We start from the raw sequence: 17,485 nt of genomic DNA, 5'->3' as shown, positions 1-17,485 counted from the left end.
GATTCCGCGCCCGTTGCGCACTGCTCCCGCGAACATTCCCCGCATGCGCACGTCCGGCATCCGTCCGGCGGCGGATGCCGGACGGATGCCGGAGCGGGAGTCGGCGGCGGCTCGTCAGGGCGACACGGCGTCCGCTCCGGGCGGCTCCGGTGCACCCTCGTCGGCATCGTGCTGCCCTTCGGCCCTGCGCCGGACGTCAGCGGGGGTCGGGGCGATGATCGAACGCTCCTCGGCGGACCGCTCCCGGTCCCCGACCGGCCCGGCCGCCTTCTCCCGGACGTCGGCCGGGGTGGGGGCCGTGATCGAACGTTCTTCGGCGAACCGCTCCTCCGCCGGTTCGTCCGGCTGGGTCCGGTGGTCGTCACGCGTGGTCATGATCAGCGCCCCTTCCTGAGTGGCCGTGGTCGGACGGTTGGGCGGGTGCCCGAATCATCTATCTCTGAATCAGCCGGACGGGCCGCCCGCCGACGTCACGCGACCGCGTCCGGCGCCAGACTGCCCGGCACCCGGCCGTCCGACGCCGGTTCGTCCGGCACCACCCTGTCCGGCACCACGCCGTCCGGACCCACGCCGTCCGGACCCACGCCGTCCGGACCCACCTTCGGGCCGGGCTGCGGAGCGACGCCCGCCGTGCCGACCCGGGTGAGCCCCGCAGCCAGCCGACGGACGGCGGTCTCGGCGTCGGCCAGTTCGCCGATACCGGGCACGACGGTGCCGAAGGACCGCTGCCGGTCCGCGGGCAGCGACCGCCAGGCCAGCACCGGAGTCAGCACGGTACTGGCCCGGGCGAGGAACCAGGCCAGCTGGCCGTGGGTGCGGGCGATGCCGACGGCGATCACGGCGAGCGCTTCACGGACGTCCTCCAGCCGGTCGATCACCGGCAACCGCTCCTGCCCGGCAGCGGTGCCGACGGCCCGGACGAGGTCGTCGGCGATCCTCCGGGCCAGCGCCGCGTCCTGCGCGGTGAACGCCAACAGCCCTTCCTGGAACTGTCGTTCGGCCTCCGCCACGAGCTCCGCGAGCTGTCCGGACAGGTCGGCGCCGGAGCTCGGCGGCCGGGCCTGCTGTGCCCTGCGCACGGTCATGGCGATCCTTCCCGATGGGCACTCGGCGCCCGGGGGGGAGGGCACCGATCCCACCCTGTTCCACCGTCCGTTCCACCCGCAGCTGCGGGAGCGAAGCAGCGGACCCCGGACAGCGCCGGAAACGAAACGGGCCCGGCCAGGAGCGCGACGGCCCGGCTTTGCGTCCCGCCGCCCGGCGCGTAGCGTCGGCACCGACCGCGCAGCTCGGGGCTGCCGCGCCGACGACGGGTGGTGGGGATGGTCGAGTCGTTGTCGTTCGACAGCGCGAGCAGGGAGGCCACGGAGGAGTTCCTGTCCACGGCCTACACGCCGATGCGGATCGGCAAGTCGGTGGCGGACGCCCGGACCAGCATCAGCCGCCGCTCGGTCGGGTCGCTGAGCGTGGACCGGCTGTCCTTCGGCTACGACCTGGCCTACACCGCGGACAGCCTCGGCCGGGTCTGCCTGATCAGCATGCACACCGGGACCCTCGCCGACCGCACCGGGCCGGGCGGGGAAACGGTGTTCGGCCCCGGCGAGACCTTCCTGGTCGCCCCGCCGGACGCCCCGTACCGGGGCGAGGTCCGGACGGCCCGCTACACCATCGCCATGTTCGACAGCAGCCTGCTGGAGGCCGTCGACCCAGTGGGCGCCGACGGCCGGGGCCCGGTGCGGCTGACCGGGCTCCGGCCGGTCGACGAGGCCTCCAACCGGCAACTCGGCGCGGTGGTCGCCTACGTACGCGACCACGTCCTGGGCAATCCGGCCGCCTGCGCCAGCGAACTGCTGGTCGCGTCCGCCGCCCAGCACCTCGCCGCCGCCACCCTGGCGGCCCTGCCCCACACCGGCCGCACGGATCCGGTGCCCGCCGACCGGACCGACGCCACCCCGGCCACCCTGCGCCGGGCGATCGCCTACATCGAGGCGAACGCCGAGCGGGACGTCACCCTCGCGGACATCTCCGGGGCCGCCTTCGTCACCCCGAGGGCCCTCCAGTACGCCTTCCGCCGCCACCTCGGCACCACGCCGCTCGGCCACCTCCGCCTGGTCCGCCTGGACGCGGCCCATCGGGACCTGCTCGCCGCCGACCCGGCCACCGCCACCGTCACCGGCATCGCCATGCGCTGGGGCTTCGCCCACCAGGGACACTTCGCCGGCCTCTACCGCACCGCCTACGGACAGGCCCCGGGCGACACCCTGCGGGCCTGAACCGCCCCCGGGGTCATGGCGGTCCCGGCGTGGAGCCGGGCCCGGGCATCACCACGGGCCCGGCCGTACCCGGCACTCGCGCGGGCTCGTTGACCGGGCATGCGAACGACCACCACGGCCGCCCCCACCCGGCGCGCCCTGCTCACCACGGCCGCCGGGGCCGCCACCGGCCTCACCCTCACCGCCACCGCACCGGCCCGGGCGGCGGAACGACCGGCGCCGGACCGCCCCGCCCCGGACCGGCCCGACGGGCGGGCGGGGCGGCGGGTCGCCGTACTCGGCGGCGGGGTCGCCGGGCTGAGCGCGGCGCACGAGCTGGCCGAGCGCGGCTACCGGGTGACGGTGTACGAGCGCAACGACGTGCTCGGCGGCAAGGCCCGCAGCATGGCCGTGCCCGGCACGGCCCGGGGCGGCCGGCGCCCGCTGCCGGGCGAGCACGGCTTCCGCTTCTTCCCGGGCTTCTACCGCAACCTGCCGGACACCCTGCGCCGGATCCCGCTGCCGGGCGGGTCGGCCGGCGCAACCGGAGCGAGCACCGTCCACGACAACCTGGTGAACGCGACCGAGGAGCTGTTCCCCCGCTCCGGCGACCGCCCCGCGCTGCGGCTGCCGTTCCGCACCGTGACCGCTCCCCCGGCGCTCGGCGAGCTGACGCCCGACGCGCTGCTCCAGACGCTGACGGGCCTGCTGGACACCGCACTGCACCTGCCGGCCACCGAGGTGGCCTACTTCGTCAACCGGCTGCTGGTCCACTTCACCAGCTGTGAACCGCGCCGCCGCGAGCAGTGGGAGCACGTCCCGTGGTGGCGGTTCATCCGGGCCGGCGAGATGTCGTACGACTACCAGCGCCTGCTGGGCGTCGGCATCACCCGCAACATCGTCGCGACCAAGGCCGAGGAGGCCAGCACCCGCACCGTCGCCCGGGTCCTCCAGGCCTTCGTCTACAACGTCCTGGGCCGGGGCAACGACGGCGAACCGGACCGCGTCCTCAACGCCCCGACCAGCGAGGCCTGGATCGACCCCTGGGAGGAGCGGCTGCGCGCCCTCGGCGTCCGGTTCGAACTCGACACCGAGGTCGAGGAGTTGCTGTACCGGGACGGCCGGATCAGCGGTGTCCGGCTGCGGGGCGCGGGCGCCCCCGTGGTCGCCGACCACTACGTCAGCGCGATGCCCGTCGAGCACGCCCGGGCCACCTGGGGCCCCGGCCTGCGCGCCGCCGACCCCCAGCTCGCACGCTGCGACCTGCTGCGCACCGACTGGATGGTCGGCGTCCAGTTCTACCTGCGTGGCCGCACCCCGATCGTGCACGGCCACGTCGACCTGGTCGACTCGCCCTGGGCCGTCACCTGCATCGGCCAGGCCCAGTTCTGGCCCGGCCGGGACTTCCGCCGCGACTACGGCGACGGGCAGGCGGCCGAGTGCCTCTCGGCGATCGTCTCGCAGTGGGACGCGCCGGGGATCCTGTACGGCAGGCCCGCGCTCAAGTGCTCGCGCGAGGAGGTGGTGCGCGAGACCTGGGCCCAGCTCAAGGAATCCCTCAACACCGGCGGCCGGACCGTCCTGGACGACGCGGACCTGGTCGGCTGGTTCATGGACCCGGCCGTCACCGGCCTCGGCGGCCCCGCCCCGGCCAACCGCGAGCAGCTGCTCGTCCACCCGGCGGGCACCCTGGACCACCGCCCCGCCGCCGCGACCGCCGTACCCAACCTGTTCCTGGCCGGCGACTACGTCGCCACCGACATCGACCTGGCCACCATGGAGGGCGCCAACGAATCCGCCCGCCGCGCGGTCAACGCCCTGCTGGACGCCGACGGTTCACCGACCCCGCGCTGCACCGTGTGGCCGCTGTACCAGCCGCCGGAGCTGGCCGCCCTCCAGCAGCAGGACGAGGTCCGCTACCGGCAGGGGCTGCCGAACGCCCTCGACCACGGCTGACGGGCACGCTCCCGCCCCCGCGAGAACTGGGGGCGTGCGAGCCGCCGGGCAGGCCGCCTACAGTGAGTTGATCATTCCGAAAGAAGTGAAAGGCCACGGCGTCACGGTGACCGAGTCCCAGCCCCACCTCCTGTTCTCCTTCGGCACGCTGCTGGACCGGCAGGTCCAGACCGCCCTCTTCGGGCGCACCGTCGCTACCACCCCGGCCGCCCTGGCCGGGTACGCGACCAGGCCCCTCGCCATCACCGACGAGGCCGTCATCGCCACCAGCGGCCAGGACGTGCACCTGACCCTGGAACGCAGGCTCGGCAGCACGGTCGAGGGCGCCGTCCTGCGGCTGACCGACGAGGAGCTGGCCGCGGCCGACGCGTACGAGGTCGCCGACTACGCCCGGCGACAGGTCCTGCTCACCTCGGGCGAGACCGCCTGGGCCTACCTGGACGCGAACCCGCTGCGCTCGGCGGCACGCATCGTCATCGTCGGCGACAGCATCGCCTACGGGCGCTGCGACCCCCAGGGCGGCTGGACCGGGCACCTGGCGGCGGCCCACATCGCGGCGAACGAGACCCAGAACCGGGTCTTCAACCTCGCCGTCCCCGGCAGCACCCTGGCGGACGTCAGCGCGCAGACCCCCGCGCTCCTACCTCCCCGTCACCCGGACACGCTGATCGTGGCGGCGGGGATCAACGACTCCGCCGTGCCGCTCGCCGCGCCGGGAGACGGCCACGACGGGCTCGCCCACCTCACCGGCCACCTCGACTCGCTGGCCGCGACCGCCCGGCGGCACAACGCCCGCCTGGTCGTCGTCGGGCCGGTCTGGCTCGACGAGACCCGCACCGGCGACTACGAGGGCCTGCGCTTCACCACGGACCGGGCGCTCGCCCTGCGCACGGCCCTGCGGGCCTGGTGCGCGGACCACCACATCGACTTCCTCGACCTGTGGGAGCCGCTCCGCGACCAGCCCCACCTGCTCGTCGACGGCCTGCACCCCGACGCGGCGGGACACAAGGAACTCCACCGGCACCTGGACGCCCTCGGCTGACCGTCCAACGGGCCCGTGCGTCCCCCGGGACGCACGGGCCGCCCGGCCGCCGGGTGCGGTCGTCACGGTGGCCGGGCTCTGAACTGTCGGCGGCGGCCCGAACGGCGGCCCCGAGGGGAGGAGGCCGTGCCGTCCGGGCCGTTCCCTGCCGACCCGTTCCTCGTGTGACCCCGATCCGGCCGGCCAAACCCCCCGGCCCGAAACTCAGGGCGACGGGCATGACGTCCCAAGGACGGGGCAGACGGCGGGCGTTGGCGAAGAACGACGAAGAACGACAACGACCCGAAGGAGAGACCATGACGATTCTGTGGGCCCTGGTCGCGGGACTGGTGGTAGGCCTGCTGGCGAAGCTCGTGCTGCCCGGCCGCCAGCCCGTGCCCCTGTGGCTGACCATCCTGGTCGGCGCGGCCGGAGCGGTGCTCGGCAATGCCGCCGCCTCGTACTTCGGAGTGCGGCACACCGGCGGGATCGACTGGATCCGGCACCTGCTCCAGGTCGGCGTGGCCGCGGTGCTGATCGCGCTGGTCTCCCCCGCCTACGCGGGCCGGCGCCGCTGACCCGCGGCGGCCGCTCCCCCGCGCTGCCGGCGTGGTGGGCGAGCGATTCGTTCAAGACCTCACGGCGACCGCCCCCGAGCCTGGCCCTCATGACCGATCGCGCCTTCACCCCCGCCGCCGGCCGCCTCGTCCCGCTGCGCCTCTACGACCCCATCGTCTCCCTCACCCGCGAACGCCTCTGGCGCAGCCTGCTCGCCATGCACGCGGCCCCGCGCCCCGAGGACGTGATCGTCGACGTCGGCTGCGGCACCGGCTCGCTGGCGCTGCTCCTCAACCGCGTCGAGCCGCGTGCCCGCGTCATCGGCGTCGATCCCGACCCGGGCACGCTCGAACTGGCCCGCCGCAAGGCCGCCGCCACCGGCTCCACCACCGGCCCCGGCTCCGGCCCCGCGCCCGTCCCCGGCCCCGGCCCCGAGTGGCTGACCGGCATGGGCGACGCCGTCGCCGATCTGGTCGGCACCGGGGCCGCCGACACCGTCGTCTCCAGCCTCGTCCTGCACCAGTGCCCCGTCCCCATGAAGCGGGCCGTCCTCGCGTCCGTGCACGCGGCGCTGCGCCCCGGCGGCAAGCTGGTGATCGCCGACTACGGGCGCCAGCGCACGACGGCCATGCGCCTGGCCTTCCGCATCGTGCAGTTGGCGGACGGCAAGGAGGACACCCAGCCGAACGCGGACGGCATCCTGCCGCGGCTGATCGCCGAGGCCGGGTTCCACGGCGTGCGCGAGGCCGAGACGGTCGCGACGGTCACCGGTTCGATGTCGATCTACGTGGCCCACCGCGGGTAGGCCGGGCGCGCCTAGGCCCACCGCGCGTAGGCCGGAAGCGAGCAGGCCGCCGGGCGCGAACCGCTCGGGCCCGACGACCTTCGGCCCGGGCCCGAGGCGCGCAGCACCGGCAGCACCTGCGACGGCGTGAGCCCGGTCATCTCCCGCATCTGCCGGGTGAAGTGCGCCTGGTCCGCGAAGCCGCCCGCCACCGCCGCCTCGGCGAGCGTGCACCCCTCGCCCAGCGCGTCGGCCGCGCGGGCCAGCCGTAGCCAGATCCGCCAGCGCGCCAGCGGCACCCCCAACTGCCGCCGGGCCAGCGCCCGTAGCCGCTGCGGCGAGAGCCCGACCTGCGCGGCCAGCCCCGGCAGCGCGACCCGGTCGCCCGCGAGCGCCTCCATCGCCGCCCGCAGCCGGGCGTCCACCTCGGCCGACGGCAGCACCCCGGACGGACGGACGTCCTCCTCCGTCAACTCCCGCCACCGGGGCGCCACCCGGACACCGTCGACCTGCTCCGCCCGCAGGCGGTCCGCGAACACGCAGCGCGGGTCGACGTAGAACACCAGCACCCGGCGGGTCGGCGCCATCCGGTGCCGCACCATCGGCGCCACCACCACCGCCTCACCCCGGTGCCTGACCCCGGCGCCGTCCGCGATCGTCACCTCGCCGCCCGGCGCCGCCACGGCGACCTGGAACGCGGCGTGCCGGTGCGGCGCACTGTCCGCCAGCGGCCCCTGGTACAGCGCGTAGCCCGGCCCCACGACGAAGCGCGGCTCCGTCAACCGCGCACGCCGCGACCGGCGCCGAGGCGGCCGAGCATCGCCATCACGGTGATCCGCATCTGCTTGTCGTTCGTCACCGCGCAGTGGGCGTCGACGCCCCGCTCGTCCGGTTCCTCGGTCGGGTCGACCAGGCCCAGCCGGATCAGGTCGACGGCGTACTCCCGGCACCGGGCGTAGCTCTCCGCGGCACTCACCGCCTCGACGTGGTCGATGCGGCTCGGATCCCCGGCGCGCAGCAGCGCCGGGGTCGGTACGGGCCCCAGCACCTCCCCGAGCCACTCCGAGACCGTCTCCCGGGAACTGCCGCGCTCCAGCTCCGAAGCGGACGCGGCGGTGAGCGCCAGGTGGACGAGGAGCAGCCCGAACCATCGGGCGACCTCGGCCGGAGGGGTGTCCTCACCCGCCGGCGGCATCACCGCCTGGTACAGCCCGGCCACGTCATCGGCACTCACGGCGGCGATGACGGCCTTGACGGCGCTGCCGAGCGCAGCCTCGTCGGTGCTCACGTCAGTGGTCCTCCCCACAATCGGCAGCCGCCAACTTACCTCCTCCGCCCGGGGATCGGCGCGACCCGGCGATCGTTCACCCCCCGGGCCGGACGCACGTGCGAGGAGCAGCGGAAACCCGGACGGTCCTTCGATGCGCACGCCGTTCACGGCTCCGTACCCGAACGGTACGATCTTCACCGAACGCACACCTGTGCGAAGAAGTTCCGTGGAGAAGCAGGTACATGTCCCACCCGTTCGTCATCGTCCCCCTCGTCATCCTCCTCGTCAGGCTGGGCCTCTGGCTCAACAAGCGCCGCAAGGCCTCCAGGGGGCTCGAAGCGGCCGCGGCGGGTCTGGTGCCGCGCGCCCAACTGGTCGAGGTGGGCGACGAACCCACCGACCCGGCGGCGCGGGCGGCGCTGGACGCGGCCAGGGCCGGGGACTGGCGCCCGGCCGCCGCCCACCTCTCGGGCGGCGACGGCGACTGGAGCACCCGCTACTCCCGGATGGGCCCGTTCAGCGGCCTCGCGGCCACCGACGACGGCTGGCTCCGGGACTGGCGCGAGGAGCAGCCGGACAACCCCCAGGCCGCCCAGGTGCACACCGAGGCGCTGGTCAAGCGGGCGTGGCAGATCCGCACCGCGAAGTACGCCTCGCAGGTGACCCGCGAGCAGGCCATGGGCTTCCACCAGGTGCTGCAGGAGGCCGAGGAGGTGTCGTACGAGGCGGTCCGGCTCGCCCCGGCCGGGGACCCGAACGCCTGGGTGGCACAGCAGTCGATCGCGATGGGCCAGGGCTGGTCGCACGAGCGCTACCGTGCGCTGTGGGCCGAGATCGTGGCCCGCGAGCCCCACCACATCGGCGCGCACACCTCCGCCCTGCAGTACTGGTGCGAGAAGTGGCTCGGCAGCAACGAGTTGATGCACGAGTTCGCCGACAAGGCGATCGCCGGCGCACCGGCCGGCAGCCTGCTGACAGCACTCAAGCTGCGGGCGTACTGGGAGCAGATCCTGCGCGACAGGTCCGCCTCCTCGCTCTACCGTTCCCCCGCCTACACGGCCGCCGTGGACGCGGCCCTGCTCGACCTGGCGGCCGCCGATCCCGCCCACCCCGGCATCGTCGCGGCGCGCGGCTGGATCGCCCACGCCCTGATCGAGAACGGCCGCCCGGCGCAGGCCCTGGACCTCTTCCGCGGGATGGGCCGGGAGATCGCCGGCCCGTGGCTGTACTACGGGAACCCGGCCGCCGTCTTCGATTCCGCCCGCACCAAGGCCGCCCGCGCCGCAGTCTGACGATCCGTCATCCGACCCGGACGCCGCAGGTTGCCACACGACGGCCCTCCACCCCACGGGCGGAGGGCCGTCGCCGCGTTCCAGTAACCCTCCCGGGATCCGCGCCGCGCCTACCGGCCGCCCCGGCCCGGCGGTCAGTCCTCGGCGCCCCGCCGCTCCAACCGGGTCCCCGCCCGCCGCGTGATCGACATCAGGTCGCTGGGGCCGTCGAGTTCGAGTCGGTGCCAGCGGCCGCGCGGGACGACCACGGCGCTCCCGGCCGTCAGCCGCACCGACTCCTCGGCCGCTCCGGGCTCGACCTGCCGGAAGAAGACCCGGGCACCGCCGGCCAGGCAGCACACCGCCTCCTCCGCCTCCGGGTGCATCTCCCAGTGGTCGGCGTGCACGTCGGCGTCGGTCTCCACGTGGAACGCCGCGACCTGCCAGGCGCCCTCGGTGCCGGCACCACCGCCGGCCATCCGCCGTTCGGTGGACCGCAGTTCGCCGTCGGGGCGGAAGTGCAGCGCCGAGGCGAACAGGTCGACGACGGCGATCGGGGTGGTGGTCATGAGGAGGTTCCTTCCAGTCGGAGTTCTTCGTGGCGTTCCCCGCCGGCGAGCGGACGCCCCTCGGGCGCACCGGGCCGCCGCCGGGGCAGGACGGTGACGGCGACGACCGCCGCCAGCGCGAACAGCACGGCGCCGGCGGCCAGCCCGAGGGCGTACCCGGCGTCCAGGGCGGCCCGGCCGGTGGCCGAGCCGGTGGTCGATCCGGTAGTCGAGGCAGCGGCCGAGGCGGTGCGGTGGGCGGCGAGGGTGGCCAGGGCCGCCAGCCCGACGCAGCCGCCGAGTTGGCGCGAGCTGCTGAGCAGGCCGGAGGCCGCCCCGGCCTCGCGGGGTGCGACACCGGTGGTCGCGGCGGCGGCGACGGGGGCCAGCACCAGCCCGGTGCCGAGGCTGGTGACCAGGGACGGGCCCAGGACGTCGCCGAGGAACCCGCCGTCCGGGCTGATCAGCGCGAACCAGCCCAGCCCGGCGGCGGCCAGTACGGCCCCGGGCACCAGGGCCACCCGCGGGCTGCGGTGCGCGGTGATCCGGGTCGCGAGCAGCGAGCCCGCCACCAGCCCGGCGGAGAACGGCAGGAACGCGGCCCCGGTGGCGGCGGCGCCCAGGCCGAGCACCTGCTGGAGGTGGAGCGAGACGAAGTAGAAGGCCGCGAACTGCCCGGCGGCGGCCAGGAACACCAGCACGTTCGCCCCGGCGACCCAGCGACTGCGCAGCAGCCCGAGCCGCAACAGCGGTGCGGGGGAACGGAGTTCGGTGACCACGAAGGCGACCAGCAGCGCGACGGCAGCGCCCAGCGCGGCCAGGGTGGCCGGCGAGCCCCACCCCCGGCTCTCGGTCCGGACGACGCCGAACACCAGCAGCCCGACTCCCCCGGTGGCCAGCACCGCGCCGAGCACGTCCAGCCGTTCCCGCCGGACGGGCTGCGCCCCGGCCCCGATCCCCCGGGGCAGCAGCGCGAGCGCCGTCGCCACGATCGGCAGGTTGACCAGCATGACCCAGCGCCAGCTGGCGTACTCGGTCAGCACCCCGCCGGCCAGCACTCCCAGCGCGCCCCCGGCGGCGTTGGCGGCGCTCCACACCCCCAGGGCGCGGACCCGCCGGGGGCCCTCGGGGAAGGCGGTGGTGAGCATCGCCAGCGCGGCGGGAGCGGCCAGCGCGGCGCCCACGCCCTGCCCGGCCCGGGCGGCGACCAGCTGCCACGGGTGCTGGGCCAGCCCGCCCGCGAGTGAGCAGAGCCCGAAGACGGCCAGCCCCAGCACCAGCAACCGCCGCCGCCCGTACAGGTCGCAGGCGCGGCCGCCCAGCAGTAACAGCCCGCCGAAGGTGAGCGCGTAGACGTGGACGACCCAGGAGAGGTCGAGCGGGGCGAAGCCCAGGGCGTCGCGGATCGCGGGCAGCGCGACGTTGACCACCGACATGTCGAGGGCGAAGACGAACTGGGCGACGGTGACCGCCGCGAGCACCAGGCCGGGTCGGCCTCGCGAGTTTCTGTACATGTAAGGAAAGTACCCCCGGAGGCTCTCCCCTGTCGAGCCGCACAGGGCGGGCGAGGCACCACGGACCCCCCGGACGGGGCATGATGAGGGCATGCAGCAGCCCTCCCCCACTCCCCGCAAGGCCACCGGCCGTCCTCCCCGCATCTCCCGGGAGGAGGTCGTCGAGACGGCCCGCCGGATCGTGGCCGAGGAGGGCGTCGAGCGACTGACCATGCGCCGCCTGGCCACCGACATCGGCAGCACCCCGATGGCGCTCTACCACCACGTGCGCAACAAGGAGGAGTTGCTCGTCCTGCTGCTCGACGACTACGCCGCCCGCACCCTCCACCCGGTCGAACTCCCGGCCGACCCGCGCGAGCGCGTCCTCACCGCGGCCGCCGCGATCCACGACGCGCTCGCCGCCTGCCCCTGGATCGTCGAAGTCCTGGCCGCCGACGACCTGTTCTCCACCCACGCCCTCTGGTTCGTCGAGCAGATCGTCGACGGACTGGTCGACTGCGGCCTGACCCCGGAACGCGCCGCCCAGGGCTACCGCGCGATCTGGTACTACACCGCCGGGGAGATCGTGGTCCGCACCACCGCCGCCAGGCGCCGCACCGCCGACGACCGCCCCACCTACCGCGAGCAGGTCTTCGCCGGCCTCGACCCGGCCGTCCACCCCCGCCTGGCCCAGGTCGCCGGCCACTGGGAGGCCCTCACCGCCCAGGACACTTACCGCGACGGACTGCGCGCCCTGGTCTCCGGCCTCCTCGCCGCCGGCTGAAACGCGGCCGCACGCTGAAACGCGGGACCGGCCCGCCGGGCGAAACGCCCGACGGGCCGGTCCCGGGCCGGAGTTCAGACCCTCGGAGTTCAGGCCCAGGGGTCGGTGAACGCCTTCCCGGGGACGGGCTTGGCGATCAGCGCGATCGCCGTGAAGAAGTTCACCTGGCCGATCGCCAGCATCAGCGTGGCCAGCGCCTTCTCGTCGTAGTGCGCGGCGACCTCGGCGTACAGCTCGTCCGACACCCGCTCGCCGTCCGGGTTCGGCCGCAGGACGGCGTCCACCAGCGCCAGGGCCGCCCGCTCGGGTGCGGTCAGGTACGGCGAGTCCTGCCAGCTGGCCACCGAGGTGATCCGCTCCTCCGACTCACCGGCCTTGCGCAGGAACCCGGTGTGCAGGACGGTCAGGTAGGTGCTGCCGGCGAGCTGCCCGGCCCGCAGCTGGACCAGGCTGACGGTGCCGCGCGGGAGCGAGCGGTTGCCGACCGCCCGGAACAACGCGGCCGACACGTCGGCGAGTTCGGGGACCAGCGCGCTCGGGTCGGTGGCCATCCGGGGGCGCAGCGGGATCTCGGCGGTGATCGAGCGGGCAGTGCGGTCGGCGCGGTCGGTGCTCGGGTCGGTGCTCATGGTCGTGTTCCTCTCGGGCGTCCGGCGTGCTCTCACCGACCCGACGGATCCCGGCGCCCGAGTGTGACAGCGCGACGAGAAAATCCTTCAATCATGCTCCCCACCGCGCCCACCGCCGTACCCCCCGTCGTGCCCCGCCCGCATGCTCAGCACCGCGCCCACCAGCAGCAGGCCGATCAGCGCGAGCAGCGGAACCGTCCACGCCCCGGTGGAGCCGTGCAGGACGGCGAGCAGCGCCGGGCCCGCCGCGGAGATCAGGTAGCCGCCGGTCTGAGCCATCGTGGACAGCGCCGCGACGTGGTCGTGGTCGGTGCCCCGGCGGGTGAACAACACCCCGGCCAGGGCCTGCCCGCCACCCATGCCGATGCCGAGGATCCCGGCCCAGACCGGCGCCCCCGCGGCGGGGGCGAGCAGCAGGCCGAGCAGACCGAGCACGCAGACCGCGACCACCCCGAGGATGTGCGGACGCTGGTCCCGGCGGGCGGCGGCCAGGACGGGCGCGAGGAAGCCGCCGACGGCGAGGCCGAGGATCATCACGGCCTGGTCGGTGCCGGCGGTGGTCCGGCTCACGCCCGCGCCGACCAGGATGGTGGGCAGCCAGGCCAGGGTGGCGTAGAAGACCAGGGTCTGGATGCCGAAGTAGGCGGTCAGGCTCCAGGCCAGCGCCGTCCGGCCGACCGGCCGCCGCACCCCGGGGGCGATCGCCACCGGGGAAGGCCGCGGGCCCCGCAGCTGCGGGGCCGTGCCCACCACGGCGAGCACCGCCGGGACGACGGCGAGTGCGATCGCCGCCTCCCAGGACCACGCGCCCGCGACGGGCGCGACCAGCGCGGCCACCACGGCCGAACCGGCGCCCATGGACAGCGCGTAGACGCCCATCATGGTGCCGACCCGCCGGGGCGCGAAGCGGGTCCGGACGAACACCGGGATCAGCACGTTGACCACCGCCACCGCGGCGGCCACCAACGCCGTCCCCACGTACAGTCCGGGCATCCCCAGCGTCCGCACCACCGCCCCGCCGACCAGCAGCACGCTCGCCCAGAACAACCCGCGCTCCTCGCCGAGCCGCCGCCGGGCCAGCGCGCCCAGCGGCGCGAACAGGCCCATGCAGAGCGGGGGTATCAGCGCCAGCACGGTGACGGTGCCCGCGCCCCAGCCGGCCACCGGGGCGAGCGGGCCGACCTGCCCGAAGGCGACCCGGCTGTTGAGGCTGAGCAGGACGAAGCCGAGCACCAGCAGCGCACCGGAGGCCGGCGCCGCGCGAGTCGCCGTCGGTGTCGCTTCCCCTGTCCCTGTCCCTGTCCCTGGCGGTGTCGGTGTGGTCGTGCTGACCGTTGCGGCGGTCGGAGAAGGCATGGGCGGATACCCTTCGCATCACGGAAGTTAGGCTTGCCTAAGCGTTCTCGCTCAAGTGCGCTTGAGTGCAAGCGGGCGGTGCAAGCGGACAGTGCGAGCGGGCGGTGCGAGCGACTGCGCAAGCGGCGAGCCCGGAAAGGAACCACGGATGTCCGACCTCCACTCCATCACCGAGGTCTCGGCGGCCTTCGGCCTCTCCGTCCCCGCCCTGCGCTACTACGAGGAGTGCGGCCTGGTCACCCCCACCACCCGCCGCGGCCGGGTCCGCTACTACGACCGCGCGGCCCTGGAACGCCTCGCCCTGGTCCAGCTCTGGCACGTGGACGGCATGATCCCGGTGGCCGGCACCAGCGCCGTCCTCGCCACCGCACAGGCCGCCGAACGCCGGGCCCTGCTGGAGGCCCAGCGCGCCGGGATGCTGGCCCGCGCCCGCCGCCTGGAGCACGCTGCGGCCGTCCTGACCCACATGCTCAACTGCCACCGCGACCAGCCGCTCACCTGCCCCACCACCCTCGCCCACATCCACGCCCGGGTCGACGCCGCCCTGACCGGCGAACCCCTCGCCGACGGCTTCCTCCCGCCCCTCTCGGACCCGACCCCCTCGGACCCGGCCCCCTCGGACCCGGCCCCGCAGCAGGCCTGAGCGCCCCGGGAGGTGCCGTCCCCGCCCACCGCCGATACTGGGGTCGCAGTCCCGAGGCGGCCCCGGCGGCCGGGTACGGCCCTCCCCGCGCCGCGGAACCCGAGGAGCTCCCCGTGTCCGAACCCCCGCCGGCCGGCGCCACCGGCCCCGGCCCCGTCGACCCCAGCGCCACCGGCGCCACCGGCCCCGTCGGCCCCACCGGCCCGGTGGTCGTCGGTTTCGACGGCTCCCCCGAGAGCCTCACCGCCACCGAGTGGGCCGCCCACGAGGCGCAGCGCCGCGCCGTCCCCCTGGAGGTCCTGGAGGCCTGGCCCTGGCCCAAGCGGGACGTGGTCGGCAGCGACCAGACCTACCACCGCGCCCTGGCCCACCTCGCCGAGCGCGAGTCCGCACTGACCGCCCTGGTGCCCGGCCTCCCCGTCGCCTCCGCCGCCGTGTCCGCCGACCCGGTCGAGGCCCTGGAGGCCGCCTCGCACCGCGCCGCCCTCCTCGTCCTCGGCTCCCGCGGGCTCGGCACCCTGCGCGGCTTCCTGGTCGGCTCGGTCAGCCAGGAGGTGCTGCGCCGCTCCGCCTGCCCGGTCGTCCTGGTCCGCGCCGACCAGGACGAACCGGACGGCCCGGTCACCGTCGGCCTCGACCTGACCCACCCCGCCGAGGAGGTGCTGGAGTTCGCGTTCCGGGCCGCCGCCCTGCGCTCCGCCCCCCTACGCGTCGTCCACGTCTGGTCCCCGCCGGCCGGCAGCGAGTACATGGCCTTCGACGCCATCGGCGGCCTGGAGCGCGAGGTCTCCGGCGTCGAACGGGACGGCCTCACCTCCGCCCTGGCCCCGCTCCGGAGCCGCCACCCCGACGTCGAGGTCACCACCGACCTGGTCCGCGGCAAGCCCGCCGTCGAACTCGTCGACGCGGCCGCCACCGCCCGCCTCCTGGTCCTCGGCCGCCGCCTGCGCCACCTCCCCCTCCGCCACCACCACCTCGGCCCCGTCGCCCACGCCGCCATCCACCACGTCCACTGCCCCCTCGCCGTCATCCCCTACGGCTGACCGCCGGCGACCACCCGCGACCTCCGCAAGCCGACGACAGCGCCGCGCCGCACGCCACGGCGTCGAAGTCCTAGTTGTATGCGAACCAGGTCAGGATGGCCTTCACCCGGCGGTTGTCCTCGCCGGAGGGCATGCCGAGTTTCAGGAAGACGTTCCCCACGTGTTTGGCCACGGCGGCGCCCGAGAGGAACAGCTCCGCCGCGATCTCCGCGTTGGAGCGGCCTTCGGCCATGAGGGCGAGCACCTCCTGTTCGCGGGTCGTGAGCCGGGCGAGCGGGCCCCGGGGCGGGTCGGCGCGGGTGACGTGGCGAACCACCTCGGGGTCGATCACCACTCCGCCGTCGGAGACCGTCTCGACGGCCCGCAGGAAGTCCGCCACTCTGCCCACCTTCTCCTTGAGCAGGTAGCCGACCGCCCCGTCGGCGCCCGGGCCGTTCAGGAGTTCGCGCACGTACGGGCCCGTGACGTAGGCGGAGAGGACCAGGACCGGCAGGTCCTGGTGCCGCGACCGGATGTCGATCGCGGCCCGGAGCCCGTCGTCGGTGTTCCCGGGCGGCATGCGGACGTCCGTGATCACCAGGTCGGGGGCGGCTCCGGCGGCGGCGAGTTCGTCGACGGCGGCGACCAGTTCGTCGGCGTCCTCGCATTCGCGGATCACGTCATGGGCACTGGAAACCAGGATCTCCCGGATTCCGGCGCGAATCAGCAGACTGTCGTCCGCCAGGATGATTCTCACAATCGATTTCCCATCGCTTTTCCCGGTCGAATTCCTTCGTCGAATTCCGTCACCACGGGGGTTGGGCCGGGGCGGATGCCACGACCTCCGTTCCGCCGCCCGGCGGGCTGATGATTTCGAGGTTCCCACCGACGCTCCGCATCCGCTCACGCAGCCCGGAGAGCCCGGATCCGGTGCTGATCCGCGCGCCGCCGGCGCCGTCGTCGCCCACCCGGACGCGGACGCCGCCCTCGGTGCACCGCAGCTCGATCCGGGCGCGGCCGACGCCCGCGTGCTTGGCGATGTTCGTCAGGGCCTCGGAGACCGTGAAGTACACGGCCGCGGCGATCGGCGAGGAGAGCCGGGCGTCCGTACCGGTGCTGGTCAGTTCGACCTGCAACGGTGATCTGGCCACCAGTTCCCGGACGGCGGCGACGAGACCGAGATCGCTCAGTTCGCTGGGGTGGATGTCGCGCACCGTCTCCCTCAGCCGTTCGAGCGCGCGCTCGGCCTGGGCCTGGGCCTGGCGGGCCAGCTGGACGATCCGTTCCTGGTCGGTGGCCGTCGCCGCGGCCTCCAGGATTCCCAGGCGCATGACGAGCGCGACGAGTTCCTGCTGGGCGCCGTCGTGCAGGTCGCGCTCGATGCGCCGGCGCTCGTTCTCGAAGGCCGCCGTCAGCGAGGCCCGGCTGACCCGGAGTTCCTCCAGTTTCGCGAGCAGGTCGGGGTTGCGGCTCCCCGCGAAGGCCCGCAGGAGCAGGTCGCGGAGCAGGGAGACGCCGGCCAGCGCGCCCACGGTGACCGCACCGAGGGCGAATCCCGCGGGCACCGCCACGAGGGTTTCCCACAGGGCGGCCGGGGTGAACGGGCCGACTTCCGCGGCGATGCCGAAACCCCAGAGGACGGGGGAGAAGACCAGTGCCAGCGCGCCGAAGAATCCGAAGAAGCCCACCAGCAGCGAGAGCGCGGACAGGAGCGCGGCGGTGACGAACACCGGGAGGTCGGTCCGCCACACCGACCGTGTCCGCAGCCGACCGGCGACCCACTGCGGCCAGCTGCGGTCGGCGGGTCGCAGCGGCATCGTCCGGACTCCGCACCACTGCGCCCTGGAGCGGTCCAGTTCGGCCACCACCGGAACCGAGACCGGCGCAGCGAGAACGGA

At 74.8% G+C, this 17,485-nt stretch carries 19 protein-coding genes; 9 read left to right on the top strand and 10 right to left on the bottom strand.

All coding sequences use genetic code 11. The annotated features are described in order from the left end of the window. Positions 1–114 precede the first annotated feature (114 nt). Together ACFXPX_RS20530 and ACFXPX_RS20525 are read right to left on the bottom strand one after the other, a co-directional pair. The gene (locus tag ACFXPX_RS20530) at positions 115–375 is read right to left on the bottom strand and encodes a hypothetical protein (RefSeq protein WP_380588056.1); all 261 of its coding nucleotides are present in this window, start codon (positions 373–375) and stop codon (positions 115–117) included. A gap of 95 nt (positions 376–470) precedes the next feature. Beyond that, the gene (locus ACFXPX_RS20525) at positions 471–1,085 is read right to left on the bottom strand and encodes a hypothetical protein (protein WP_380642626.1); all 615 of its coding nucleotides are present in this window, start codon (positions 1,083–1,085) and stop codon (positions 471–473) included. A 249-nt stretch (positions 1,086–1,334) separates the two neighbouring features. On the opposite strand from ACFXPX_RS20525, the gene ACFXPX_RS20520 reads away from it, so the two are divergent. The 5 genes from ACFXPX_RS20520 to ACFXPX_RS20500 all read left to right on the top strand — a co-directional run bounded on the left by ACFXPX_RS20520 (position 1,335) and on the right by ACFXPX_RS20500 (position 6,592). Then, positions 1,335–2,273 carry a helix-turn-helix transcriptional regulator gene (locus ACFXPX_RS20520; protein ID WP_380588050.1) on the top strand — a complete coding sequence of 313 codons (939 nt, stop codon included), beginning with the start codon at positions 1,335–1,337 and terminating at the stop codon, positions 2,271–2,273. 99 nt (positions 2,274–2,372) lie between these two features. Beyond that, positions 2,373–4,208 carry an FAD-dependent oxidoreductase gene (locus tag ACFXPX_RS20515; RefSeq protein ID WP_380642624.1) on the top strand — a complete coding sequence of 612 codons (1,836 nt, stop codon included), beginning with the start codon at positions 2,373–2,375 and terminating at the stop codon, positions 4,206–4,208. A gap of 106 nt (positions 4,209–4,314) precedes the next feature. Further along, entirely contained in the window at positions 4,315–5,250 is a 936-nt protein-coding gene (locus ACFXPX_RS20510) for a GDSL-type esterase/lipase family protein (RefSeq protein WP_380642622.1), read from the top strand. 296 nt (positions 5,251–5,546) lie between these two features. Next, on the top strand, positions 5,547–5,807 hold the full coding sequence (locus ACFXPX_RS20505) for a GlsB/YeaQ/YmgE family stress response membrane protein (RefSeq protein ID WP_380528859.1): 261 nt from the start codon (positions 5,547–5,549) through the stop codon (positions 5,805–5,807). Positions 5,808–5,896: 89 nt separating this feature from the next. Continuing rightward, positions 5,897–6,592, top strand: a complete 696-nt coding sequence (locus ACFXPX_RS20500; protein ID WP_380642620.1) for a class I SAM-dependent methyltransferase — start codon at positions 5,897–5,899, stop codon at positions 6,590–6,592. A gap of 11 nt (positions 6,593–6,603) precedes the next feature. On the opposite strand, the gene ACFXPX_RS20495 is transcribed toward ACFXPX_RS20500, so the two are convergent. Continuing rightward, a complete protein-coding gene (locus tag ACFXPX_RS20495; RefSeq protein WP_380642618.1) occupies positions 6,604–7,353 on the bottom strand; it encodes a helix-turn-helix domain-containing protein in 750 nt (249 codons plus the stop codon). Continuing rightward, on the bottom strand, positions 7,350–7,859 hold the full coding sequence (locus tag ACFXPX_RS20490) for a hypothetical protein (RefSeq protein WP_380642616.1): 510 nt from the start codon (positions 7,857–7,859) through the stop codon (positions 7,350–7,352). Before ACFXPX_RS20490 ends, ACFXPX_RS20495 begins: the two co-directional genes overlap by 4 nt. A gap of 224 nt (positions 7,860–8,083) precedes the next feature. Here ACFXPX_RS20490 and ACFXPX_RS20485 point away from each other — a divergent pair, with 224 nt between their 5' ends. After that, positions 8,084–9,133 (top strand): hypothetical protein, encoded by a 1,050-nt coding sequence (locus ACFXPX_RS20485; protein ID WP_380642614.1) that lies wholly within the window; start codon positions 8,084–8,086, stop codon positions 9,131–9,133. Positions 9,134–9,267: 134 nt separating this feature from the next. On the opposite strand, the gene ACFXPX_RS20480 is transcribed toward ACFXPX_RS20485, so the two are convergent. Beyond that, complete coding sequence (locus tag ACFXPX_RS20480) at positions 9,268–9,681, bottom strand: cupin domain-containing protein (protein ID WP_380642612.1); 414 nt, start codon at positions 9,679–9,681, stop codon at positions 9,268–9,270. Further along, on the bottom strand, positions 9,678–11,174 hold the full coding sequence (locus ACFXPX_RS20475) for an MFS transporter (RefSeq protein ID WP_380642610.1): 1,497 nt from the start codon (positions 11,172–11,174) through the stop codon (positions 9,678–9,680). The genes ACFXPX_RS20480 and ACFXPX_RS20475 overlap by 4 nt, the downstream gene beginning before the upstream one ends. 91 nt (positions 11,175–11,265) lie before the next feature. On the opposite strand from ACFXPX_RS20475, the gene ACFXPX_RS20470 reads away from it, so the two are divergent. Continuing rightward, positions 11,266–11,937 carry a TetR/AcrR family transcriptional regulator gene (locus tag ACFXPX_RS20470; protein WP_380588033.1) on the top strand — a complete coding sequence of 224 codons (672 nt, stop codon included), beginning with the start codon at positions 11,266–11,268 and terminating at the stop codon, positions 11,935–11,937. A gap of 89 nt (positions 11,938–12,026) precedes the next feature. On the opposite strand, the gene ACFXPX_RS20465 is transcribed toward ACFXPX_RS20470, so the two are convergent. Both ACFXPX_RS20465 and ACFXPX_RS20460 read right to left on the bottom strand, forming a co-directional pair. Then, entirely contained in the window at positions 12,027–12,488 is a 462-nt protein-coding gene (locus ACFXPX_RS20465) for a carboxymuconolactone decarboxylase family protein (protein WP_380528877.1), read from the bottom strand. Between the two features lie 165 nt (positions 12,489–12,653). Further along, the gene (locus ACFXPX_RS20460) at positions 12,654–13,799 is read right to left on the bottom strand and encodes an MFS transporter (RefSeq protein WP_380642608.1); all 1,146 of its coding nucleotides are present in this window, start codon (positions 13,797–13,799) and stop codon (positions 12,654–12,656) included. A gap of 271 nt (positions 13,800–14,070) precedes the next feature. Here ACFXPX_RS20460 and ACFXPX_RS20455 point away from each other — a divergent pair, with 271 nt between their 5' ends. Both ACFXPX_RS20455 and ACFXPX_RS20450 read left to right on the top strand, forming a co-directional pair. Then, a complete protein-coding gene (locus tag ACFXPX_RS20455; RefSeq protein WP_380528845.1) occupies positions 14,071–14,565 on the top strand; it encodes a MerR family transcriptional regulator in 495 nt (164 codons plus the stop codon). A 113-nt stretch (positions 14,566–14,678) separates the two neighbouring features. Beyond that, positions 14,679–15,608: a universal stress protein gene (locus tag ACFXPX_RS20450; protein WP_380642606.1), complete on the top strand. Its 930-nt coding sequence runs from the start codon at positions 14,679–14,681 to the stop codon at positions 15,606–15,608. Positions 15,609–15,678: 70 nt separating this feature from the next. On the opposite strand, the gene ACFXPX_RS20445 is transcribed toward ACFXPX_RS20450, so the two are convergent. Together ACFXPX_RS20445 and ACFXPX_RS20440 are read right to left on the bottom strand one after the other, a co-directional pair. Further along, complete coding sequence (locus ACFXPX_RS20445) at positions 15,679–16,344, bottom strand: response regulator (RefSeq protein WP_380588021.1); 666 nt, start codon at positions 16,342–16,344, stop codon at positions 15,679–15,681. A gap of 49 nt (positions 16,345–16,393) precedes the next feature. Then, positions 16,394–17,404: a sensor histidine kinase gene (locus ACFXPX_RS20440; protein ID WP_380642604.1), complete on the bottom strand. Its 1,011-nt coding sequence runs from the start codon at positions 17,402–17,404 to the stop codon at positions 16,394–16,396. Between the last annotated feature and the right edge of the window lie 81 nt (positions 17,405–17,485).

This window comes from Kitasatospora sp. NPDC059146, assembly GCF_042786665.1.
Taxonomy (GTDB): Bacteria; Actinomycetota; Actinomycetes; order Streptomycetales; family Streptomycetaceae; genus Kitasatospora.
This window is presented reverse-complemented; position numbering and strand designations above follow the sequence as displayed.